Annotated in this window: 24 protein-coding genes; 3 read left to right on the top strand and 21 right to left on the bottom strand. The window is 59.5% G+C overall.

Annotation, left to right across the window (positions count from 1 at the left end; genetic code table 11):
• Positions 1–34 precede the first annotated feature (34 nt).
• Positions 35–703 carry a heme exporter protein CcmB gene (gene ccmB, locus HBN79_RS07860; RefSeq protein ID WP_016781529.1) on the bottom strand — a complete coding sequence of 223 codons (669 nt, stop codon included), beginning with the start codon at positions 701–703 and terminating at the stop codon, positions 35–37.
• Complete coding sequence (gene ccmA / locus HBN79_RS07855) at positions 700–1,335, bottom strand: cytochrome c biogenesis heme-transporting ATPase CcmA (protein ID WP_095039471.1); 636 nt, start codon at positions 1,333–1,335, stop codon at positions 700–702. The genes ccmB and ccmA overlap by 4 nt, the downstream gene beginning before the upstream one ends.
• Positions 1,336–1,527: 192 nt before the next feature.
• Here ccmA and HBN79_RS07850 point away from each other — a divergent pair, with 192 nt between their 5' ends.
• Together HBN79_RS07850 and HBN79_RS07845 are read left to right on the top strand one after the other, a co-directional pair.
• Positions 1,528–3,099 carry a flagellar hook-length control protein FliK gene (locus HBN79_RS07850; protein ID WP_095039467.1) on the top strand — a complete coding sequence of 524 codons (1,572 nt, stop codon included), beginning with the start codon at positions 1,528–1,530 and terminating at the stop codon, positions 3,097–3,099.
• Positions 3,096–3,413, top strand: a complete 318-nt coding sequence (locus HBN79_RS07845; protein WP_095002080.1) for an EscU/YscU/HrcU family type III secretion system export apparatus switch protein — start codon at positions 3,096–3,098, stop codon at positions 3,411–3,413. Before HBN79_RS07850 ends, HBN79_RS07845 begins: the two co-directional genes overlap by 4 nt.
• A gap of 24 nt (positions 3,414–3,437) precedes the next feature.
• On the opposite strand, the gene HBN79_RS07840 is transcribed toward HBN79_RS07845, so the two are convergent.
• Complete coding sequence (locus HBN79_RS07840) at positions 3,438–4,727, bottom strand: amidase (RefSeq protein ID WP_153327653.1); 1,290 nt, start codon at positions 4,725–4,727, stop codon at positions 3,438–3,440.
• A gap of 29 nt (positions 4,728–4,756) precedes the next feature.
• Positions 4,757–5,170 carry a VOC family protein gene (locus tag HBN79_RS07835; protein ID WP_169916518.1) on the bottom strand — a complete coding sequence of 138 codons (414 nt, stop codon included), beginning with the start codon at positions 5,168–5,170 and terminating at the stop codon, positions 4,757–4,759.
• A 108-nt stretch (positions 5,171–5,278) separates the two neighbouring features.
• Here HBN79_RS07835 and HBN79_RS07830 point away from each other — a divergent pair, with 108 nt between their 5' ends.
• A complete protein-coding gene (locus tag HBN79_RS07830) occupies positions 5,279–6,154 on the top strand; it encodes a LysR substrate-binding domain-containing protein (protein ID WP_169916517.1) in 876 nt (291 codons plus the stop codon).
• Positions 6,155–6,210: 56 nt separating this feature from the next.
• Here the strand turns inward: HBN79_RS07830 and HBN79_RS07825 are convergent, their stop codons facing one another.
• The 17 genes from HBN79_RS07825 to HBN79_RS07745 form a co-directional block, all read right to left on the bottom strand.
• The gene (locus HBN79_RS07825; RefSeq protein ID WP_095002084.1) at positions 6,211–6,603 is read right to left on the bottom strand and encodes a DUF2802 domain-containing protein; all 393 of its coding nucleotides are present in this window, start codon (positions 6,601–6,603) and stop codon (positions 6,211–6,213) included.
• The gene (locus HBN79_RS07820; RefSeq protein WP_016781537.1) at positions 6,604–7,083 is read right to left on the bottom strand and encodes a chemotaxis protein CheW; all 480 of its coding nucleotides are present in this window, start codon (positions 7,081–7,083) and stop codon (positions 6,604–6,606) included.
• Positions 7,084–7,164: 81 nt separating this feature from the next.
• Complete coding sequence (locus HBN79_RS07815; RefSeq protein ID WP_095002085.1) at positions 7,165–7,893, bottom strand: CheW domain-containing protein; 729 nt, start codon at positions 7,891–7,893, stop codon at positions 7,165–7,167.
• Between the two features lie 84 nt (positions 7,894–7,977).
• Positions 7,978–8,766, bottom strand: coding sequence for a ParA family protein (locus tag HBN79_RS07810; RefSeq protein ID WP_095002086.1), 789 nt, complete (start codon positions 8,764–8,766; stop codon positions 7,978–7,980).
• Positions 8,767–8,805: 39 nt separating this feature from the next.
• Positions 8,806–9,696, bottom strand: coding sequence for a flagellar motor protein MotD (gene motD, locus HBN79_RS07805; RefSeq protein ID WP_095002087.1), 891 nt, complete (start codon positions 9,694–9,696; stop codon positions 8,806–8,808).
• Positions 9,697–9,698: 2 nt separating this feature from the next.
• Complete coding sequence (locus HBN79_RS07800) at positions 9,699–10,439, bottom strand: flagellar motor protein (RefSeq protein WP_095002088.1); 741 nt, start codon at positions 10,437–10,439, stop codon at positions 9,699–9,701.
• On the bottom strand, positions 10,439–11,587 hold the full coding sequence (locus HBN79_RS07795; RefSeq protein WP_169916516.1) for a chemotaxis response regulator protein-glutamate methylesterase: 1,149 nt from the start codon (positions 11,585–11,587) through the stop codon (positions 10,439–10,441). Before HBN79_RS07795 ends, HBN79_RS07800 begins: the two co-directional genes overlap by 1 nt.
• A gap of 47 nt (positions 11,588–11,634) precedes the next feature.
• On the bottom strand, positions 11,635–13,803 hold the full coding sequence (locus tag HBN79_RS07790; protein WP_169916515.1) for a chemotaxis protein CheA: 2,169 nt from the start codon (positions 13,801–13,803) through the stop codon (positions 11,635–11,637).
• A gap of 64 nt (positions 13,804–13,867) precedes the next feature.
• Positions 13,868–14,656 (bottom strand): protein phosphatase CheZ, encoded by a 789-nt coding sequence (locus tag HBN79_RS07785; protein ID WP_169916514.1) that lies wholly within the window; start codon positions 14,654–14,656, stop codon positions 13,868–13,870.
• Positions 14,657–14,676: 20 nt separating this feature from the next.
• On the bottom strand, positions 14,677–15,048 hold the full coding sequence (locus tag HBN79_RS07780) for a chemotaxis response regulator CheY (protein ID WP_162939305.1): 372 nt from the start codon (positions 15,046–15,048) through the stop codon (positions 14,677–14,679).
• Positions 15,049–15,242: 194 nt separating this feature from the next.
• The gene (gene fliA, locus HBN79_RS07775) at positions 15,243–15,983 is read right to left on the bottom strand and encodes an RNA polymerase sigma factor FliA (protein WP_169916513.1); all 741 of its coding nucleotides are present in this window, start codon (positions 15,981–15,983) and stop codon (positions 15,243–15,245) included.
• Positions 15,983–16,810 (bottom strand): flagellar synthesis regulator FleN, encoded by an 828-nt coding sequence (fleN, locus tag HBN79_RS07770; RefSeq protein WP_016781547.1) that lies wholly within the window; start codon positions 16,808–16,810, stop codon positions 15,983–15,985. The genes fliA and fleN overlap by 1 nt, the downstream gene beginning before the upstream one ends.
• Before the next feature lie 119 nt (positions 16,811–16,929).
• Positions 16,930–18,246: a flagellar biosynthesis protein FlhF gene (gene flhF / locus HBN79_RS07765; RefSeq protein WP_095002596.1), complete on the bottom strand. Its 1,317-nt coding sequence runs from the start codon at positions 18,244–18,246 to the stop codon at positions 16,930–16,932.
• Positions 18,247–18,257: 11 nt separating this feature from the next.
• Positions 18,258–20,387 (bottom strand): flagellar biosynthesis protein FlhA, encoded by a 2,130-nt coding sequence (gene flhA, locus HBN79_RS07760; RefSeq protein WP_095002707.1) that lies wholly within the window; start codon positions 20,385–20,387, stop codon positions 18,258–18,260.
• Positions 20,388–20,642: 255 nt separating this feature from the next.
• Positions 20,643–21,695 carry a fimbrial protein gene (locus HBN79_RS07755; protein ID WP_169916512.1) on the bottom strand — a complete coding sequence of 351 codons (1,053 nt, stop codon included), beginning with the start codon at positions 21,693–21,695 and terminating at the stop codon, positions 20,643–20,645.
• A gap of 125 nt (positions 21,696–21,820) precedes the next feature.
• On the bottom strand, positions 21,821–22,228 hold the full coding sequence (locus tag HBN79_RS07750; protein ID WP_238705503.1) for a fimbrial protein: 408 nt from the start codon (positions 22,226–22,228) through the stop codon (positions 21,821–21,823).
• Between the two features lie 106 nt (positions 22,229–22,334).
• Positions 22,335–22,907 (bottom strand): fimbrial protein, encoded by a 573-nt coding sequence (locus HBN79_RS07745; protein WP_095002598.1) that lies wholly within the window; start codon positions 22,905–22,907, stop codon positions 22,335–22,337.
• Position 22,908 lies beyond the last annotated feature (1 nt).

Raw genomic sequence — 22,908 nt, 5'->3', positions numbered from 1 at the left:
AGGGTCTTTACTGGCCCACGCAGGCCAGACCTCATTATTCGCCGACGCTGATTTTCAGGCCGGCAGCTATTGCAAAAGGTGTCAGGGTTACAGCCAGGGCGGTCAGGCTACCAAGCCAGAGCAAATAACCGGTTGCAGGCATGCCTTGCAATGCCGCCTGCAGGGCGCCACTACCAAGGATCAATACCGGGATATATAAAGGCAGAATCAATAGCGCCAGTAGCAAGCCGCCGCGCTTGAGGCCCACGGTCAGGGCAGCGCCCACGGCACCAAGCAGGCTCAACACTGGCGTCCCCAGCAGCAACGACATCAGCAACACCGGCAGGCACGCCACCGGCAGCCCGAGCATCAGGGCCAGCAGGGGTGACAGGATCACCAGCGCCAGACCGGAAAACGCCCAGTGTGCCAGCACCTTGGCCAGTACCAGTAGAGGCAGGGGGTGCGACGAAAGGACCCACTGCTCAAGCGATCCGTCCTCGAAATCACTGCGGAAAAGCCCGTCCAGCGAGAGTAAAACCGCTAAAAGGGCCGCGACCCACAGCAGTCCTGGAGACAAGGTTTGCAACAATTTCGTCTCCGGGCCAACGGCCAGCGGAAACATTGCGATGACAATCGCGAAGAACACCAACGGGTTGGCCAATTCGGCCGGGCGACGGAACAGCAAACGCGCTTCGCGCGCCACCAACACGGCAAACACACTCATACAGCCCACTGCCCCAGGTCGATATTGCGGTAACCGGCTGGCATCCGGGTCAAGGTATGGTGCGTGGTGAGCACCACCATGCCGCCGCTTTCACAGTGGCGGGCCAGGTGTTCTTCGAGTTGCGCCACGCCCTGTTTATCGAGCGCGGTAAACGGCTCATCGAGAATCCACAACGGCGGGCTGTCCAGATACAGGCGGGCCAGCGCCACACGGCGCTGCTGCCCTGCCGACAAGGTGTGGCACGGCACATCCTCAAAACCCTGCAAGCCGACCTCATGCAACGCAGCCCAGATGGCATCACGGGTTGCCTGGCGATGCAAGGCGCACAGCCAGCTGAGGTTTTCTTCGGCCGTGAGCAAATCCTTGATTCCCGCCGCATGGCCGATCCACAGCAAATTGCTGGTCAATTCATGACGTTGGGCGCTCAGGGCCATACCGTTAAGCCGTACTTCGCCAGCCGTTGGCTGCATCAGGCCCGCCAACAAGCGCAGCAGGCTGGTTTTGCCGCTGCCGTTGGGGCCGCTGATTTGCAGCATGTCGCCGCTGCTCAGACGCAATTCGAGGTGTTCGAACAGCATCCGCCAGTCACGCTCACAAGCGAGCGCTACGGCTTCTAAAAGAGGGCTGGTCACGTAATTGAGGCCTTCACGGTTCAAGTCGGCGCAGGCATGGCCGTTAAAGTGATGCAGGATAAATGCATTTGCGGCCTGAATCAGAGAGCTGGATCAAACAATTGTTATGTTTTTTAGGCGCTCTGAACGACGGGGCAGCATTATACATGCCATGTCCTACGCTAAAGAGGGCAATTTCGACAGGTTGTTACGATGAAAGGCGACATGAATATTCCACCCATCCCACAACCCGCCCCCAGCAGTGTGCGTCAGGGGCTTGTGGGCGGTGAAGTGCTCAAGTTGCTGCAGCCCGCAGAGGGCCTGATAAAGCCCGGCCAAAGTGCCCAGGCCGAGGTGCTGTCACTCAAGCAAAACGATCTGAGCTTCCAGCTTTTGCTCAAGTTGACCCTGGCCAGTGGCCGCGAAACCAACGTGCAGGCCAGCAGCAATTTTCCCTTGCCGCTGGGCACCCAACTGGCCGTGACCCAGCCTTCTGCGGGAAACCTTGCGATCAGCCTGCAACAGGCCCTGAGCAGCAGCGTCGCCACTCTCACCCGCCTCGATACCCGACAGTTGCCAGTGGGCACGCTGCTGCAAGGCAAGGTACTGACCACTCAGGCCCTGGCGCAGCCCGCAGGGCAACCGACGGTTTATCGGTCACTGGTGACCTTGCTCAACAGCGCACTGAGCGGCACGACCCTGACCCTGGACAGCCCGCTGCCCTTGCGTATCGGCAGCTTGCTTAGCGCCCGTGTGGACGGCCCGCAGAGCCTCGAGTTTGTGCCGCTGAGCGGGCGCCAGGAACAACTGGCTGTGGCGCAACAACTGGCAACACAACAGAGCCGGCAAGGCTCGTTGGAGGGCCTTTTCAACGCCCTGCAAAAACTGCCGGCCACAGCCGACATGCCTGCTGAGCTGCGTGCATCCATCGACAAACTATTAGCCGGTTTGCCTACGCCCTACCAACTGAGCAACGCCAAAGGCCTGGGTGATGCCCTGCTCAACAGCGGGGCATTTCTGGAGGCCCGACTGCTGACCGGGCAAACCCCGGCACAGGCCCCTGACATGAAAGCTACCTTGCTGCGCCTTATTGCGCAGATCCTGCCCGGTCTGCCGTCAAGCACCAGCTTCAACCCCGGCATGGCTGCCAGCACCCAGGCCCAGGCCTTGCCGACTTTTGTGCGTAATGCCCTGGGCATGCTCGGCCAGGTCAGCGCCAAACCACAGCCCGGCGGCTTCCCCTTGCCCCAGCGCTTGCTGCAGAACGGTGAAGGTGAAGACAGCCTGGAGAACTTGCTGAAACTGGCAGCAGCAGCTGTCTCGCGGCTGCAAAGCCATCAGCTGTCCAGCCTGGAACAGAGTGGGCGCACGGCCGAGGGTGGTGTACTGACCACCTGGCAACTGGAAATCCCCATGCGCAATGCTCACGACATCGTACCTTTGCAGGTCAAGTTCCAGCGTGAAGATCCGCCGGAAAAACAAGCGCAAGACAAAACCGAATCCCGGGAGATCAAGGATCAACTATGGCGCGTGGAGCTGGCCTTCGACCTCGCCCCCCTGGGCCCGCTGCATGTGCAGGCGCAGCTGTTGCGGGGCAACCTGTCGGGCCAGCTCTGGGCCGAACAGGCATACACCGCCCGCCTGATCGAAAGTCAGCTGGGCAACTTGCGTCAGCGCCTGAGTGAAGCCGGGTTGAGCGTGACCGATCTGGATTGCCATCAAGGCATCCCGCCGCAAAGTGGCCATACCCGTCTGGAACAACGCTGGGTCGATGAAACCGCATGAATACACCTGCAGAACCGCGCCAGGCGATTGCCCTCAAATACGACGGCAAACAGGCCCCTACCCTCACCGCCAAGGGCGATGACGAACTGGCCGAAGCCATCCTGGCACTGGCCCGTGAACACGAAGTGCCTATTTATGAAAATGCCGAGCTGGTCAAATTACTGGCGCGCATGGAATTGGGTGACAGCATCCCGCAAGAGCTGTACCGCACACTGGCAGAGATCATTGCCTTTGCCTGGCAGCTTAAAGGTAAATTCCCAGAGGGTTTTGCCCCCCAGACCGAGCCGGAGGAACGCGACATCACTCCCCGTTGAACGCTCTATCGCCTTCGGCAGCTGCTACAGACCGGGCGTTGAGCGCAGGGCGCTATCCACCTGCTGCGCCGCTTCGAGCAGCCTACTGTCCTGGCGAAACCCGCCAATCAGTTGCAGCCCCACTGGCAGCTCCCCCGACGCCCGGGGCATCGGAATATTGAGCTGGGGCAGGCCGAATGCCATCCAGAACTTGCAGAAGTCTGATGGCCCGGTGCTCTGCAACCCCAGTGGCGCAACCATGCCGCAGGTGGCACCCAGCATCGCGTCAAAGGCTTCGAAATGCTCCTTCAACACCGGCGCCAACGCCGCCAGCCGAGCCTTCGCTGCCGTTTCCTGCTGCCAACTGGTGGCCCGCGCCCTATCAATCATGGCCAGCACTTGCGGGCTCAGTTGCTCGGGGTTCGATTGCCACTCCTTGCTCAGTGAACGGGCACCCTCGCAGTCATTGATCAACTGATGATCATCGAAAACACTGGCAAACTCGTCCTCCAGTATCACCTCGGTGACGCTGTGGCCTGCGGTTTTCAATTGTTCCATAGCTGCCAGCAAGGCCTTAGCCACCGGAGGATCGATCTGATCCCAACGCGACGTACGACAAAACCCGAATGATCGGGCGCCATTCTCCCCGTTCGTTTGCGGCAAGCCGGGCACCAGTACCCGGGCGAGCAGCGCCAGGTCGCGAACCGAACGGCCATACCAGCCCAGGGTGTCGAAGCTCGGCGCCAGGGGCTTGACCCCTTCCAGGGAAACCAGCCCATGGGACGGCTTGAAGGCATACAACCCGCAATAGGATGCAGGCTTAAGCAGCGAGCCCGCCGTTTGCGTGCCCAGGGCAAGGGGGAAAAAGCCCGCGGCCATGCCCGCAGCAGAGCCGGCACTGGAGCTGCCCGGCGTCCTCTGCAGGTCATGGGGATTACGCGTCGGCCCCGTGTGCATATAGGCAAATTCAGTGGTATGGGTTTTACCCATGATCACCGCCCCGGCCTGACGCAGCAGCGCAACCACATGGGCATCCCGCGAGGGCCGGTTGTGGGCGTAGATCGGCGAGTAAAATGCAGTCGGATGGTCGCCGGTATCAATGATGTCCTTGACCCCCACCGGCACACCGGCCAATAAACCATTGATCTGCGGGCTGCCTAGGCACAGCGCCTGTTTACGTACGCACTGCGCATCGAGCGCGGCAAACGCCTGGATTGCAGGTTCGCGGGCATTGGTTTGCGCCAGAAAATGCTCAGCCACCTGCCCGGGGCCAAGCAGCGCCTTGCGTACGTGTTCGGCGATCGCGCAGGCATCTGCAGTGTCAAGAAAGCTCATGTGATGTTTAACCTCGGATTATGGCTGTGTTACACGGCATATACCGCTGCCCAATCGGCAAAACCCTTGATCTCAATGGGATTGCCCGAGGGGTCGAGGAAAAACATCGTCGCCTGCTCCCCCGCTGTCCCGGCAAAGCGCAGGGTCGGCTCCAGTACAAATTGTACGTCACGGCTCAGCAGGCGTTTTTTGAGAGCGTGCCAGTCGGGCATGGCCAGTACCACGCCAAAATGCGGCATGGGCACCCGGTGCTCGCCGACTTTCCCGGTATTGCTAACGGAAAACGGCTCGCCCAGATGCAACGACAACTGATGGCCGAAAAAGTCGATATCTACCCAGCTCTCCGTGCTGCGGCCCTCAGCACAGCCCAGCACGTCGCAATAAAAGCGCCGCGCCGAGACCAGGTCGTGAACGTGATAGGCGAAATGAAAAAGCGATTGCACAGTGACCTCCTGAAACCGGAACAGGCCAGATGGCCCTTGCGCCAATGATGCATTGCCGTCTTCAATAGAACTAACCTGTTATTTTATCCGTGAAAGAAAGAAATTCTTATGGATACGCGCTACCTCAAAAGCCTGATCGCCGTGGTGGATTGCGGCTCGATTGCCAGGGCAGCACGCCTGGAAAACCTCACTGCCGCCGCCGTCAGCCAGCGCATTCTGGCCCTTGAGCGCCAGCTCGGGCTGGAGCTTCTGGTGCGCATCGGGCATGAGGCCAAACCCAGCCTGGCCTGCCTGGATTTACTGCCCCGGGCACGTGCCATCGTCAATGAAGTGGCGCTGCTGGCAGGTGATGCCGATAGCCAGGGCCTGACCGGCCCCTTGCGCATCGGCGCCATTTCAACCGTGCTCACGGGGCTTCTGCCACAGGCCTTGCGCGCCTTGACCCGCTCAACCCCGCAACTGAAACCGGTCATAGTGCCCGGCACATCGCGCGCGCTGTATCAGGCGCTGGAGGCCAATGAGCTGGATGCCGCGATAGTGGTCGCACCGCCCTTTGCACTGAGCAAAAACTTCGAGGTGGTAGTGCTGCGCAAGGAGCCTTTGCTGTTTATTTCCAATGAACCCTCCACGCAAGGCATCGACGCCCGCCTGCAACACTGCCCGTACATTCAGTATGACCCCGATGCCTGGGGCGGCCGCCATGCCCTGCAGTATTTGCAGGATCACAGCCTGTCACCCGCTGCCCTGCTCGATCTGGATGCACTGGAAACCATCGCCCTGCTCACTGCACAGGGCCTTGGGGTGAGTCTGGTGCCATGCTGGTCGGGAATTGAGCGCTGGACCGGCAGTTGTGTGCTTGAGCCGGTCGGGGATAAGCGCTGTGACCGAGAAATTGTGCTGCTCAGCCTTGCCCAAGGGCCAAGGTTGCGGATGGTAGACGTATTGCAGCGGGCGCTGCTGGAGACTGCAGGCAGTCATCTGTAGCCGCTGAGGAGCGCAGGCTCGCTGCGCTCCTCAGCGGCTACGGTCAGTCACCCAACTCAACCCTTGTACATTTTGCTCATCAATTCGGCTTCAGCCTGGGTCAGGCCGCATGCCTGGGTCAGCTCATCGACACTGGCACCCATGCTCACCAGCCGCGCCGCCTGGTTGAACGACAGGCTGGTAGGGTCACGCTGCTCAAGCTGAGTCAGCTTCTCGGGCAGCGGCGCAACCACGGCGCGCAATTCGTGCAGGGCTTCGCCCATCTGCACATTGCCGTTCTGGTAGGTATCCAGGCGCCGCGCCAGTTCCCGAAGGCGCCGGTCTCGCTGTTCATCGGCCGCAGCCTGTTGCGCCACAAGCACCCGCTGACGGCGCACGTGGCTGACAAACAGCCACAGGGTCACGGCCCATAACAGGCCCAGGACGATTACCGCCGCCTCAAGGATCAATCAGATGTTCTCCAGATCCGACCATTCTTCCTCGGTCATCATTTTGTCCAGTTCAACCAGAATCAGCAGTTCGCCGTTCTTGTTGCACACACCCTGGATAAACTTGGCCGATTCGTCATTGCCCACGTTAGGCGCCGTTTCGATTTCGGACTGACGCAGATACACCACCTCTGCCACGCTATCGACCAGAATCCCAACCACTTGCTTGTCGGCTTCGATGATGACGATGCGCGAGTTATCGGTGATTTCGGCGTTGTACAGACCAAAACGCTGACGCGTGTCTATGACCGTTACTACGTTGCCGCGCAGGTTGATAATACCCAACACGTAGGAAGGCGCACCCGGTACCGGGGCGATTTCGGTGTAACGCAGCACTTCCTGCACTTGCATCACATTGATGCCATAGGTTTCGTTGTCCAGCTTGAAGGTAACCCATTGCAGGATCGGATCTTCAGAACCCTGTGCCGCTGACTGTTTCATACCCCAAACCCCTGACTGAAATACTGCTCGATTCTGATAACTGGCGATCCGCCCTCGCAGGTGAATCGACCACGATTATTGTTATGACTTGCCCTTGGCGATCAATGCCGCCAGTTGCTCCACATCCAGCAATGCGCACATGTGTTCAATCACCGTGCCCGCCAGCCACGGCCGTTGCCCGCGCTGTGAACGCCATTTGATTTCGTTGGGGTGCAGGCGCAACGAACGGCTGACCTGATGCACCGCCAGCCCCCATTCGTAGCCCTGTACGGAAATCACGTATTGCAGCCCTTCGCGCAAATCATCGCGATAGCGTTCAGGCATCACCCAGCGCGCGGTATCGAGCACGTTGAGCTTGCCGCTCTGGCTGGGCAGGATCCCCAGAAACCAGTCTGGCTGGCCAAACAGCGGAGTGAGTTCACGCCCGGCCAGTGAGTAGATCGAGCCCAGGCACACCAATGGCACCGCCAGGGTCAACCCCGCCACGTCGAACAGCAGGCACTCGAAAGGTTCGGCAGCCCAGGCCGGGCGACCATCATCGGGAACCGGCAAATGCGCCCCGGGGGCACTGGGCCGATGCACTTCAACCAGCGGATGGGCCAGCGCCTCGGCAGGCACACCGACCTCAGACAGCTCCACCGGCATCGCCAACGGCGCTTCAATGGGTTGCGCGGCGGCAGGTTCCGCCTCCGTCTGCGCGGGTGCGGGTTCAGCCGCTTCCAGCGCCTGGGTTGCATCAAACAGCAAGTCGTCGAGGTACGACTGCAAGGCCACTTGCGAGCGGTTGGAAAGTGCTACTGGCTGCGTCATAAAGTGCCCCACTCATCAGCCTCGCGACAGAGACCTGTAGTCGTTATCGGCCAGACCCGACCGATACTTGAATGCCCGCCCACTTCACGCCACCTGCGGTGCAAGCTGGCGGGTGAGGACGTGCTTGAGCAACGCACGGTAGGCGATCACTCCACGGGTTTTCTCATCGAACTGCGAAGGCGTCTGCCCGGCACGGCTGGCATCGCGCAAACGAGTATCGACCGGGATAAAACCCTGCCACAGGGTCTCGGGGTACACATCGCGCAATACTCGCAAGGTACTCATCGACGCCTGGGTACGACGGTCGAACAACGTCGGCACGATACAGAACGGCAGCTCCTGGGGGCGCGAGCGGTTGATCATGCGCAGGGTATGCACCATGCGCTCCAGGCCCTTGAGCGCCAGATGCTCGGTTTGCACCGGGATGATCAACTGCTGGCTGGCCGCCAGCGCGTTGACCATCAACACACCCAGAATCGGCGGGCTGTCGATGATCGCGTAGTCATAGTCCTGCCACAGTTGCGCCAGGCTGCGGGCAATCACAAGGCCCAGGCCGCTTTGCCCCGGAGCCTGACGCTCGAGGGTCGCCAGGGCCGTGGTGGCCGGCAGCAAGGAAATTTTCTCGTGGCTGGTGGGCAACAGCAATTGCGCGGCCAGGCCCTCAGGCACCTGGCCCTGATGCAGAAACAGGTCGTAGACACTGTGTTCCAGACCATCGGGGTCATAACCGAAGTAGCTGGTCATGGAGCCGTGCGGGTCAAGATCGACCACCACCACGCGCTTGCCCGCCTCTGCCAGCAAACCGGCCAGGGCGATGGATGTGGTGGTCTTGCCGACCCCACCTTTTTGATTGGCTACTGCCCAGACTCTCATTCAGTTGTTCCTCCCGGCTGCATGCGTGCCGGCCGAGATTTATAGGGTTGGCGACGGGGAATTGACGGCATTCCCGCGAACCAGTGGCTGTGTCTGTGGCGGTGCAGTTTGTGTGCCAGCCCGCTTCAAGGCGGCATCCGGTGTTGCATGGGCGCTGCCCGTGCCAGTCAGGCTGCGGCGTACCTCAAGGTTGCGCGACACCACCAGCACTACCCGGCGATTGAGCGCGCGCCCCTCTGGCGTAGCGTTGTTGGCCACCGGCTGAAACTCGCCGTAGCCCACCGAGGCCATGCGCCCGGGGCTGACCCCCTGCATGGCGAGCATGCGCACGATGCTTGCCGAGCGCGCCGATGACAATTCCCAGTTGGTCGGGTACTGCGCGGTCCGGATCGGCAGGTCGTCAGTAAACCCTTCGACATGTATCGGGTTTTCAAAGGGTTTGAGTACTGCGGCCACTTTGTCGATAATCTCGAAAGCTGCATTGCTGGGCATCGCATCACCGCTGCCGAACAGCAGGCTGGAGTTGAGTTCGATCTCGACCCACAGCTCATTGCCGCGCACCGTCAATTGTTTGGACGCGATCAAATCACCAAAGGCATGGGTGATGTCATTGGCAATGGTCTTGAGCGGGTCATCGGGGCGCTGCCCCAAACCGGCGTCAGTATTTTCGCTGTCTTTTATCAAGGGTTCGGCAGGCTGGGTGGTCAGCGGACGCTCTTCACCGATGGGCACCGGCTTGATGCTGCGCTCGGTGTCATTGAACACACCGACCAGCGCCTGGGAAATCACTCGGTACTTGCCCTCATTGATTGAAGAAATCGAGTACATGACGACGAAAAAGGCAAACAGCAAGGTGATGAAGTCCGCGTAGGACACAAGCCAGCGTTCGTGATTGACGTGTTCATCCGCGTGGCGACGGCGCCGGCTCATAGTTAACCTGTAAAGCCTTGAAGTTTGAGTTCAATGGAGCGCGGGTTCTCGCCCTCGGCAATCGACAGGATGCCTTCGAGCAACATCTCACGGTACAGCGACTGGCGCATGGCAATGGCCTTGAGCTTGCTGGCAATGGGCAGCAACACCAGGTTGGCGCTGGCCACCCCGTAAATGGTCGCGACAAACGCCACCGCAATGCCACTGCCCAGTTGCCCTGGATCGGCCAGGTTGCCCATAACGTGGATCAAGCCCATGACCGCGCCAATAATGCCGATGGTCGGGGCGTAACCGCCCATGCTCTCAAACACCTTGGCGGCCTCGATATCGCGGCTTTCCTGGGTCATGTAGTCGACTTCCAGCACGCTGCGAATGGTTTCCGGCTCTACTCCGTCGACCAGCAATTGCAGGCCCTTGCGCGAATAGCTGTCGGGCTCGGTATCGGCCATGCCCTCCAGGCCGAGCAAGCCTTCCTTGCGGGCCGTAAGGCTCCAGTTGACGACACGGTCGATACCGCCCGTCATGTCGATACGTGGCGGAAACAGAATCCACACCACGGTCTGCATTGCGCGCTTGAACGCACTCATGGGCGACTGCAGCAATGCCGCGCCCACAGTGCCGCCCAGCACGATCAACGCCGCCGGGCCATTGGCCAGAGCGCCCAGATGGCCACCCTCCAGGTAGTTGCCGCCGATAATCGCGACAAACGCCATGATGATGCCAATCAGGCTGAGCACATCCATCAGTGGCAAGCCTCGGCCAGATGCCGGCCAATGTCATCGAGGCTGTACACCGCATCGGCCAGGCCGGCTTTGATGATGGCCATGGGCATGCCGTAAATCACGCAACTGGCTTCGTCCTGGGCCCATACCTGGCTGCCGCCCTGTTTGAGCATGCGCGCGCCTTCGCGGCCGTCCGCGCCCATGCCGGTCAATACCACCGCCAAAACTTTGTCACCAAAGGATTTGGCCGCCGAGCCGAAGGTGATATCCACGCACGGTTTGTAGTTGAGGCGCTCATCGCCCGGCAGGATGCGTACGGCTCCACGGCCGTCGATCATCATTTGCTTGCCGCCAGGTGCCAGCAAGGCCAGACCGGGGCGCAGGATATCGCCGTCCTCGGCTTCCTTGACACTGATGCGGCAAAGCTTGTCCAGCCGCTCGGCAAACGCTTTGGTGAACGCGGCCGGCATATGCTGCACAAGCACGATCGGCGCCGGGAAATTGCCCGGCAACTGCGTCAGTACCCGTTGCAAGGCCACCGGCCCACCGGTTGAGGTGCCGATAGCCACCAGTTTGTAAGCCTTGCGCTTGGGTGCGGCAGCCGCCGGGGTTGGCACAGGGCCACCACGGCTGGCAATCGGTGTGGTGCGTACCGGCGCGGCCACCGCGGCCGGGGCCACGAAACCGCCCAGCCCGGGCCGGGGCGCAGGGGTCGGGGTCGGGGTCGGGGCCGCCGCCGGTACAGGTGCGCTGTAGCTGGACATGCGCCTGTTGCTGCGCGAGATGCTGTGTACTTTTTCACACAGCATCTGTTTGACCTTCTCGGGGTTACGCGAGATGTCTTCAAAGTTTTTCGGCAGAAAATCCACCGCCCCGGCGTCCAGCGCATCGAGGGTCACGCGGGCACCCTCGTGGGTCAGTGAGGAGAACATCAACACCGGGGTCGGGCAGCGCTGCATGATATGGCGCACGGCAGTGATGCCATCCATCATCGGCATCTCGTAATCCATGGTGATCACGTCCGGCTTGAGCGCCAGCGCCTGATCAATCGCTTCCTTGCCGTTGGTGGCGGTGCCGATCACTTGAATCGTCGGGTCAGCCGACAGAATTTCCGAGACACGACGGCGGAAAAAACCGGAATCATCCACCACCAGGACCTTGACTACCATAAACACTCCGTTAGGCGGTACGGGGCACGAGCCCCGAGGCACCAGAATCAAATACGCCGTGATGCGTAATGCTTGAGCATGCTCGGAACATCCAGAATCAAGGCAATACGACCATCACCGGTGATGGTGGCACCCGACATGCCTGGCGTGCCCTGGAGCATCTTGCCCAAAGGCTTAATCACCACTTCTTCCTGGCCGACCAGTTGATCGACCACAAAACCGATGCGCTGGGTGCCGATCGACAGAATCACCACATGCCCTTCGCGCTGCTCTTCGTGGGCAGCAGATGCCACCAGCCAGCGCTTGAGGTAGAACAGCGGCAGCGCCTTGTCGCGCACGATCACCACTTCCTGACCGTCGACCACATTGGTGCGCGACAGGTCGAGGTGGAATATTTCGTTGACGTTGACCAGCGGGAAAGCAAACGCCTGATTGCCCAGCATCACCATCAGGGTCGGCATAATGGCCAGGGTCAGGGGCACCTTGATGACGATTTTCGAACCCCGGCCCAGAGCCGACTCGATGCTCAGCGAGCCATTGAGCTGGGCGATCTTGGTTTTCACCACGTCCATGCCCACGCCACGCCCGGACACATCGCTGATTTCGGTCTTGGTCGAAAAACCCGGGGCAAAGATCAGGTTGTAGCAGTCGTTTTCGCTCAGGCGATCGGCCGCATCCTTGTCCATCAAGCCTTTTTTCACCGCCAGGGAACGCAGGAAATTGGCGTCCATGCCTTTGCCATCGTCAGAGATCGACAGCAGGATATGGTCGCCCTCCTGCTCGGCCGACAAAATCACCCGACCACAGCTCGGCTTGCCGGCGGCGGCGCGCTCTTCAGGGGTTTCGCAGCCGTGGTCGACGGCGTTGCGCACCAGGTGGACCAGCGGGTCGGCCAGGGCCTCGACGAGGTTTTTGTCCAGGTCGGTCTCTTCGCCCACCAGCTCCAGGCTGATTTCTTTTTTCAGCTGCCGTGCCAGGTCCCGTACCAGGCGCGGGAAGCGGCCGAAAACTTTCTTGATCGGCTGCATCCGCGTTTTCATCACCGCGGTTTGCAGGTCGGCGGTGACCACGTCGAGGTTGGACAGCGCCTTGGCCATCTCCTCGTCATGACTGTTCAGGCCCAGGCGCACCAGACGGTTACGCACGAGCACCAGCTCGCCGACCATATTCATGATGTCATCGAGCCGCGCGGTATCGACGCGCACGGTGGTTTCAGCCTCGCTGGCCACCGGTTTTTCTGCAGGCGCAGCCGCGCCACGGGCCGGGCCCGGTCGTGCCGCCGCTACCGGCTTGGCCGGGGCAACTGCAGCCACCACGGCTGCCGAGTCGGCGCTGAATTTGCCTTTGCCGTGCATCTGGTCGAGCAAGGCTTCAAATTCGTGATCGCTGATCAGGTCAGGGTCGCCCGCAGGCACCACGGCAGTGACCGCAGGCTCGGCAGGTGCCGCGGTCGCGGTGTCCAGCCCATCGGTATTGAACGAACCCTTGCCATGCAATTGATCAAGCAGGGCTTCGAATTCATCGTCGGTGATTTCATTGCTGACTTCGGCGGCCACGGCGGGCGCTTCGTCGGCCACAGTGGCCACCGCCGCTTCCATCGAAAACTGGCCCTTGCCGTGCAATGGGTCGAGCAGCAATTCAAACTCGGCGTCGCTTATTTCGTCGCTGGTCGTGCTTTGTGTTGTGGCCACCGCCTCAGGCTCGGCCGCGGCCGCCTTGACCGCATCGAGGGAATCGAGCAACTGCTCGAACTCGCTGTCGGTGATATCGGTCACCGGGGCTTCAACCACCGGTTCAGGCACTGCAACAACCGCTGCTTGCACAGCAGCAGGCTCGGCCAGGCGCGCCAGGGCCGCCAGCAACTCGGGAGTCGCGGCAGTGATCGGGCTGCGCTCACGCACTTCGCTGAACATGCCATTGACCGCATCCAGGGCCTCAAGCACCACATCCATCAGTTCCGCATCAACGCTGCGCTCACCCTTGCGCAGGATGTCGAAGACGTTTTCGGCGATGTGACAGCACTCCACCAACTCATGGAGCTGCAGGAAGCCGGCGCCCCCTTTTACAGTGTGAAAACCGCGAAAAATGGCATTGAGCAGATCCGCATCATCCGGTCGGCTTTCCAGCTCGACCAGTTGTTCGGACAACAACTCCAGAATTTCGCCGGCTTCAACCAGGAAATCCTGAAGGATTTCTTCATCGGCGCCGAAGCTCATGTAGGTGCTCCTTGAAATAGGCTCTTCGACGCCGGGCAACAGCGCCCGCACGCCTCTTCAAGTCCTAAAAACCCAGACTGGACAACAAATCGTCAACATCATCCTGACCGGATACGACGTCATTACGTGTATCGGCATGAATCTGCGGACCTTCACCCTTGGCCTGGTTTTTTTGCAAATTATTTTCAGCGCGCAATGCATCGCGGTCGTGCTCGATCCCGGCAAAGCGATCGACCTGGCTGGCCATCAGCACCAGCTTGAGCAAATTGCTCTCCACGTCCGTGACCAGTTGCGTCACCCGCTTGATCACCTGACCGGTCAGGTCCTGGAAATCCTGAGCCAGCAAAATATCAGTCAGATTGGCGGACACGATGGTGTTTTGCGTTTCGCTGAGCGTCAAAAAACTGTCAATCCGACGCGCCAGCTCGCGAAACTCTTCGGCACCGATTTCACGGCGCATAAAACGCCCCCAATCCGCGCTCAGTTCTTTGGCTTCCTGACCCAGGCCATTGACCAGTGGCGTGCTGTTTTCCACCAGGTCCATGGTCCGGTTGGCCGCCGCTTCCGTGAGTTTCACAACATAAGCCAAACGTTCGGTGGCATCCGTGATCTGCGACACCTCTTCGGCTTGCGGCATGCCTGGATTAATATGGAAATTGACAATGGCGCTGTGCAGTTCGCGGGTCAGCTTGCCGACTTCACGATACAGCCCGCGGTCACGGGTCTGGTTGAGCTCGTGAATCAACTGCACGGCATCGCCAAACTGGCCTCGTTCAAGGCTTTCGACCAATTCGTGGGCATGTTTTTTCAGGGTCGATTCAAAATCGGCCTGTGTGCAATCTTTATGCTCCATAGTGCCCCCAAGGCAACCGCTCAACCGATGCGTTCAAAGATCTTTTCGATTTTGTCTTTGAGTGCGATAGCGGTGAACGGCTTGACTACATATCCATTAACACCGGCCTGGGCCGCTTCGATAATCTGCTCGCGCTTGGCCTCGGCGGTCACCATCAGCACCGGCAAGTGCTTGAGTTTTTCGTCGGCACGCACATGGCGCAGCAACTCGATGCCGGTCATGCCCGGCATGTTCCAGTCCGTCACCAGAAAGTCGATGTGCCCCAGGTTGAGGATCGGCAACGCGGTGGTGCCGTCGTCCGCCTCGACCGTGTTGGTGAACCCCAGGTCACGCAACAGGTTTTTAATGATCCGCCGCATCGTTGAAAAGTCATCAACGATGAGGATTTTCATGTTCTTGTCCAATTCGACCTCCAAGCAGTCTTTAACGCACCCATGTGCAGGGCACGCCATTCAATCAATTCGTTTTCAAACAAGCCTAATCGACTGTGGGAGCGGGCTTGCCCGCGATGGGGTCGACGCGGTCTGTCTGATTCACCGTGTCGATCCCATCGCGGGCAAGCCCGCTCCCACAGGTATCAAGGGCCCTAGTGCGCGCGCCACTGCCCCAGGCGAGCCCGCAAGCGTGCCGCGCACTGGCTGTGCAGCTGGCTGACCCGGGACTCGCTGACCCCCAGCACTTCGCCGATTTCCTTGAGGTTCAGTTCTTCGTCGTAGTACAGCGCCAGCACCAACCGTTCACGCTCGGGCAAATGGGCGATCGCATCGGCCAGCGCGGCCTGAAAGCGTTCATCTTCAAGGTCGCGCGACGGCTCCGTGTGGGCACTCGCGCCATCTTCATGCAACCCTTCGTGTTCGCCGTCCTGCAACAGATCGTCTAAACTGAACAGGCGGCTGCCCAGGGTGTCATTCAAGATGGCGTAATAATCATCAAGGCTTAACTGGAGTTCGGCCGCAACTTCATGATCTTTAGCGTCACAACCGGTTTTTGCTTCAATTACCCGAATGGCGTCACTGACCATGCGGGTATTGCGGTGTACCGAACGCGGTGCCCAGTCGCCCTTGCGCACTTCATCGAGCATCGCGCCACGGATACGGATGCCGGCATAGGTCTCGAAACTCGCGCCCTTGCTGGCGTCGTATTTGCCCGAAACTTCGAGCAGGCCGATCATCCCGGCCTGGATCAGGTCATCCACCTGCACGCTGGCCGGCAAACGCGCCAGCAGGTGGTAGGCAATGCGCTTGACCAGGGGCGCGTAGCGCTCGATCAGCTCGTACTGGCTGTCACGGGATGACTTGCTGTACATGCGATAACCGCTGGCCGTCATTAAAAGCGCCCCCCTGCCTGCTGCACCAGGCGTTCGACAAAGAACTCAAGATGCCCCCTCGGGTTGGCTGGCAACGGCCAGGTGTCAACTTTTTGCGCGATGGCCTTGAACGCCAGCGAGCACTTGGAGCGCGGAAACGCTTCGTAGACGGCGCGCTGTTTTTGCACGGCCTTGCGCACGCATTCGTCGTAAGGCACGGCGCCCACATATTGCAGGGCCACATCGAGGAAACGGTCGGTAACCTTGGTCAGCTTGGCGAACAGATTGCGCCCTTCCTGCGGGCTTTGCGCCATATTGGCCAGCACGCGGAAGCGGTTCATGCCGTAATCGCGGTTGAGCAACTTGATCAACGCATAGGCGTCGGTGATCGAGGTCGGCTCGTCGCACACCACCAGCAGCACTTCCTGGGCTGCGCGGACAAAGCTGACCACCGACTCGCCAATCCCGGCGGCGGTGTCGATCACCAGCACATCGAGGTTGTCGCCCAGGTCGCTGAAGGCCTGGATCAGACCGGCATGCTGCGCCGGGCTCAGGTGCACCATGCTCTGGGTGCCCGAGGCCGCCGGCACGATGCGGATCCCGCCGGGCCCCTGGAGCAATACGTCGCGCAGCTCGCAACGCCCCTCGACCACATCGGCCAGGGTGAATTTTGGGGTCAAGCCCAGCAAAACATCGACGTTCGCCAGCCCAAGGTCCGCGTCCATCAACAGAACGCGCCTGCCCAGCTCGGCCAATGCGATGGACAAGTTGACTGACACGTTAGTTTTACCGACGCCACCCTTGCCGCCGGTCACTGCGATCACCTGTACGGGATGCATGCTGCCCATGATCTTTCTTTACCTTGTCTTACTTAGACGCGGCTACATGCGTTGGCTGCTCGTTCCCCTGCGGAACAAAACCTTCAGACCAGCCGATGTAGGTACATTTCAACGTAATCTTGACTACCTCAGCCGACCCGCTTGGGTGGGCTGTGGTAGATATCAGCGAACATATCGGCCATGGCCTCTTCGCTGGGTTCTTCCTGCATTTGCACACTCACTGCGCGGCTCACCAGCTGGTGACGCCGCGGCAGATGAAGATCGTCCGGGATCCGCGGGCCGTCGGTGAGGTAAGCCACCGGCAGCTCGTGACTGATCGCCAGGCTCAACACTTCGCCCAGGCTCGCGGTTTCATCCAGTTTGGTGAGGATGCAACCGGCCAGCCCGCAACGCTTGTAACTGAGGTAAGCGGCCGTCAGCACCTGCTTCTGGCTGGTAGTGGCCAACACCAGATAATTCCTGGCCTTGATTCCGCGCCCCGCCAGGCTTTCGAGCTGCAGGCGCAACGCCGGGTCGCTGGCTTGCAGGCCCGCGGTATCGACCAGCACCACGCGCTTGCGCACCAGCGGTTCAAGGGTCTGGCCCAGCGACTGGCCGGGGGCAACATGGGTTACCGGCACATTCAAGATGCGCCCCAGGGTCTTGAGTTGTTCCTGGGCGCCAATACGAAAACTGTCCATGCTCACCAGGGCGATATTCTGCGCGCCGTACTTGAGCACATAACGGGCCGCCAGCTTGGCCAGGGTGGTGGTTTTACCCATCCCGGCGGGCCCCACCATGGCGATTACACCACCCTCTTCCAGCGGCTCCAGCTCCGGCGTGGCAATCATCCGCGCCAGGTGCGCCAGCAACATCCGCCACGCCTGGCGTGGCTCTTCGATACCGGCCACCTGCGCCAGCAGATCACGGGACAACGGCCCGGACAAACCGATGCGCTGCAAACGGCGCCACAAGTTGGCCTGCGCGGGCTTGGCGTCCTGCAACTGGCTCCAGGCCAGCGAGCCCAGTTGCACTTCCAGCAACTCGCGCAAACCGTTGAGTTCATGGCGCATATTGTCGAATGCACGCTGATCGATCGTCGGTGCCGCGGGCGCCGGCGCAGGGCGCGGCGGTTCTTCCAGGGTCGGCTCAATCAATGGCTCGGCAGCCGTGAGCGGCAAACCGGCAAACAGCTGGCGGTTATCGCCGGCCTCGCCTTCACCGCGCAAGCTCAACTCGGCCTGGGCCGAAACAATCCGCGACTGGGTCTTGCGCAGCTCTTCTTCCAGCTCAATGTTCGGCACCCGGGGTGCCAGCGCGGACAGCTTGTAGTCCAGGGCCGCGGTCAACTCAACGCCCCCGGCAATCCGGCGGTTGCCAATAATGGCGGCGTCAGCCCCCAACTCATCACGAATCAGCTTCATGGCCTGACGCATATCGGCGGCGAAAAATCGCTTCACTTGCATAAACCAAACCCTCAGCCGTTAGGGCCTACTGTCGCAACGATCGTGACCTGCTTGTTGTCAGGGATTTCCTGGTAAGCCAGTACATGCAGGTTGGGCACCGCCAGACGGCCAAAGCGCGACAGCATCGCGCGTACCGGGCCTGCCACCAACAAGATGACCGGATTGCCTTGCATCTCCTGACGCTGAGCAGCGTCGATCAACGAGCGCTGGAGCTTCTCTGCCATGCTGGGCTCCAGCAAAACGCCCTCTTCCTGGCCTTGTCCGGCCTTCTGCAAACTATTGAGCAATATTTGTTCCAACCTGGGCTCCAGGGTGATAACAGGCAGCTCGGAGTCAACGCCTACAATGCTTTGCACGATGGCACGAGACAAGCCCACGCGTACGGCGGCAACCAAAGCGGCAGTATCTTGACTCTTATGAGCATTGTTGGCGACGGCTTCGGCAATACTGCGGATATCCCGCACTGGCACCTGTTCGGCCAACAAGGCCTGCAGCACCTTGAGCAATTGCGACAGACTCAACACCCCCGGCACCAGTTCTTCGGCCAGTTTGGGCGAGGACTTGGCCAGCAGCTGCATCAACTGCTGAACTTCTTCATGGCCAATCAACTCATGGGAGTGTTTGTACAGGATCTGGTTAAGGTGCGTTGCCACTACGGTACTGGCGTCCACTACGGTATAGCCCAGCGACTGCGCCTGGCTGCGCTGGCTGACCTCGATCCACACCGCTTCCAGACCAAAGGCCGGGTCTTTGGTGGTAATCCCGTTAAGCGTGCCAAATACCTGCCCCGGATTGATCGCCATCTCGCGGTCCGGATAGATTTCGGCCTCCGCCAGAATCACTCCCATCAGGGTCAGGCGATAGGCGCTGGGGGCCAGGTCGAGATTGTCACGGATATGCACGGTGGGCATCAGAAAGCCCAGGTCCTGGGACAGCTTCTTGCGCACCCCCTTGATCCGCGCCAGTAACTGGCCACCCTGGTTGCGATCCACCAACGGGATCAGGCGATAACCGACCTCAAGCCCGATCATGTCGATGGGGGTAACGTCATCCCAGCCCAGCTCCTTGGTTTCCTGGGCGCGGGCTGGCGAAGGCAGCAGCTCCTGCTGGCGCTTGACCTCTGCCAGGGCCTGGACCTTGACCACGTTCTGTTTTTTCCACATCAGGTACGCCGCACCACCGGCGACTGCAGCCAGGCTCAGGAAGGAGAAATGCGGCATGCCGGGCACGATGCCCATGATGGCCATGATGCCTGCCGAGACAGCCAGCGCCTTGGGTGAGGTAAACATCTGCCGGTTGATCTGCTTGCCCATGTCTTCGGAGCCCGAAGCACGGGTCACCATGATCGCGGCAGCCGTGGACAGCAACAGGGACGGCAATTGCGCCACCAAACCGTCACCGATGGTGAGCAAGGCGTACACCTTGCCGGCTTCGCTGAAGCTCATGCCGTGCTGGAAAATCCCAACTGCCATGCCGCCGATCAGGTTGATAAACAGGATCAACAGACCGGCGATGGCATCACCGCGCACGAATTTGCTGGCACCGTCCATCGAGCCATAGAACTCGGCTTCCTGGGCGACTTCCTGACGGCGCATCTTGGCCTGATTCTGGTCGATAAGGCCGGCATTGAGGTCGGCGTCAATGGCCATCTGCTTGCCGGGCATGGCGTCGAGGGTGAAGCGCGCACTCACTTCCGAGATGCGCCCGGCGCCTTTGGTCACGACCACGAAGTTGATGATCATCAGGATCGCAAACACCACGATGCCCACCACGTAGTTGCCGCCGATCACCACCTCGCCGAAGGCCTGGATCACCTTGCCCGCGGCGGCGTGGCCCTCCTGACCGTGGAGCATCACCACCCGCGTGGAGGCCACGTTGAGCGCCAGGCGCATCAGCGTGGCCACCAGCAGGATGGTGGGGAACACGGCAAAATCCAGCGGCCGCAAGGCGTAGACGCACACCAGCAACACCACGATGGACAGCGCGATATTGAAGGTAAAAAACACATCCAGCAAAAAGGCGGGGATCGGCAACATCATCATTGCCAGCATCACCAGCAACAACAGCGGCACACCCAACTGTCCCTGACCCAGGCCGGCCAGACCGCTGCGAGCGGTGTTGATTAACTGAGAGCGATCCAATGACATTGCGGCAAACCTTTAGCAAACTTTTGACGCCATATGCGCCGTGGAGCCTGCCACTGCAAGAAACCTTCCAACTTTGGCAAATGGCCATATGGAAGGCTTGCAGGGTGTGCGAATCCTTGTAGTGCCGATGAGCGCAGCAGGGCTGAAACCAGGAAAAAACGCCGTTCATTACCAATAAGGGAGAATCCTTCCCCCTTGTGCTGTTGCAGCTTTTATTTTGCAGCCGATGGGATGGCTCTGCTTGGCGAGTCAAGGAAACTCCACCACAAGAGTACCGCTCCCAGCAAAAGGGCCGGCAGGTGGAAAAGTGCCACGTTTACGAAAAAGAGAAAAAGTATATTCCTCCGTTGTTTCACCGTTGATCAAATAGACATAATAACTGAGCCCGGAAGACGGTAAAATAATTGCATCATCACTTTTACGAATCATGGCGATGGCTATATCAGGCTTGCCCGATACAAAACCTTCAGCACTGAATATAGAAGGCGTTGCCACCAGTTTAAGCCTGGCGCTTTGAAGAGCCCTGTCACACACAAATTTTACGCCGACCGTTTTCCGGGCAAGTGAAGTACTCGCACTTATCCCGATGGCCGCGGGATCCACAGAACCAAAATCAACATTAACGGGCCTGTTATCATTGATAGCACACTCCGCTGGAACAGGTGGTGTTGTGTCCAAACTGTTGCGTGCCCTGATTTGAACGTACATCGAAAATGGCGCATACGAAGCATGGGTGAAATTATACAGCTTGAAAAAATGAAAGTTACCGATCACATCACCCGCGTCAATTTTAATGTTCAAGCCTGGACTTGAAGAAAGTTTGAGATACATACCAAGCCAGAAAAAATAGTTAGGTCCACCTCTAGAGCCTTCGGCAAGGTACCTGCCAGGCCCCAAAGGCCAAGGGTATTCGTTCCCGCCAACAATCATCCCGGAGGAGAAAGCAGAAAATTTTGGAGCCTGATTAAACGTATCAGAGGTTGAAGCTATCCACTCCCGATAACTAAGAGGAAACGTCACCGGGAAATTATGCCTGCACACGGTCGGCACAGCACTTTTCATAGTAACCCTGCTATTTTCCGCATCCAGTTTTACGTCAGTGTAGATAATAAGAGTTTCTGCTCTCATATCCCTCCAGACCCGGCCATCCGTTTGGCAATGAACAGCAAAAGCAACTTGTGCAAACAGCCAAAAAAATACGCCAGCAAAACACCTCATAATATTCACGACTTTTGATCCTGTATGTAGTTTTACCTCGACACGCGTCTTGGGGGCATCCAGCGCAAATATAAACACCGCCACAAATCCATCCAGATCAGGTTAAGAGTCCAAGTCAACAACTATAGTATTTTCCACACCAAAGGTGATCAATGATACGCAGTGCAAACACGTCAGTTTATTGTCGGTGCCTCATCTGCCTTTACTTCTCAGCGCAGTGATATGACTATCGTTGCGGAAGCCGAAAAAGCTCCTCCCGCAAGAGTGCTACCCGGTTTTGCCACCAGCACCGCTTCCATTTGAGGCAAAGTTGGGTATGTAAAATTAACGGGACTGTTAAGGGACCAGGTTGCACCCCCCACCAGGAACTTGATCCCGAGATTACTTTTACTGGTCATCAACAACGCGCGATCAAAACTGGCTCCACCCCCCTGCAACTCTATTGTCATGTCATTGGTTGGCTGCGGCCCGCACGTCACTGTATAAGGCACCTGCTTGCGATAATTGACCCCATCGATCTGTGCAGCTACCAGATTGCTGCCGAAAGGGACAGTGAGCGTGTTGTTGCCATTAACAATGCAAGGCGCAGGCGCAAGGATTACCCCACTCACATTCACGGCCACCTCCGAGGTACGCGCCGTAACACTCTGGCCAAGAGACAGACACAGACAATAGCAAGTGATTGCAAAACGCGAAGTTACCGACCTGATCATCGTTGCGCCCTCACTCATAAATAAGCCTGAAATCAACCCGGGCCCGAAACGCGCCATTGCTCAGTGCTGTGGCAGTGCGCGTGGGTTGCACCTGCCACGTCAGGGTGTCGCTGCCATGCGCCAGAAACAAAGGCTCTCCACGAGCGCCCAAACGCACATCCCGGCCAAGGGCATCGGTCAGGCGCAGGCCCATGCCGGTGACACCCTGAACTTTGACCAAACGCGGATCATCCTTATCGGAAGGCGCCAGAAAAGCGACGGACACCACCGGCTGATAGGCACTCCACACCAGATTGCCCGTGCGCTCATTCAGGAGGCTGCCGGATGCGCGCATGCAATCGACAAAGCGCAACTGCAAAACCACGGGCGATGCCATATCGCCCGGGCGCATCAATTGGCTGCGGGGCACATTTCCAAGGTCCACGGCCTGGTCTGCCGAGGCCATGTCCAGGACGCAAGGGGAATTGATCAGTGAGCCCGAAATATCCAGAACTCCATTCATCCCTTGAATCTCGGCCTGGCCCTGAGCGGCATGCAGCGTCAGCAACAAGGCACTCAGGGCCGTCACCGTACAAGGTTTCATG

It is taken from the genome of Pseudomonas sp. WS 5051, from assembly GCF_012985715.1.
GTDB classification, from domain to species: Bacteria; Pseudomonadota; Gammaproteobacteria; order Pseudomonadales; family Pseudomonadaceae; genus Aquipseudomonas; species Aquipseudomonas bubulae.
Note: the sequence above shows the minus strand (reverse complement) of the source record. Positions and strands in the feature narration are given on the sequence as shown.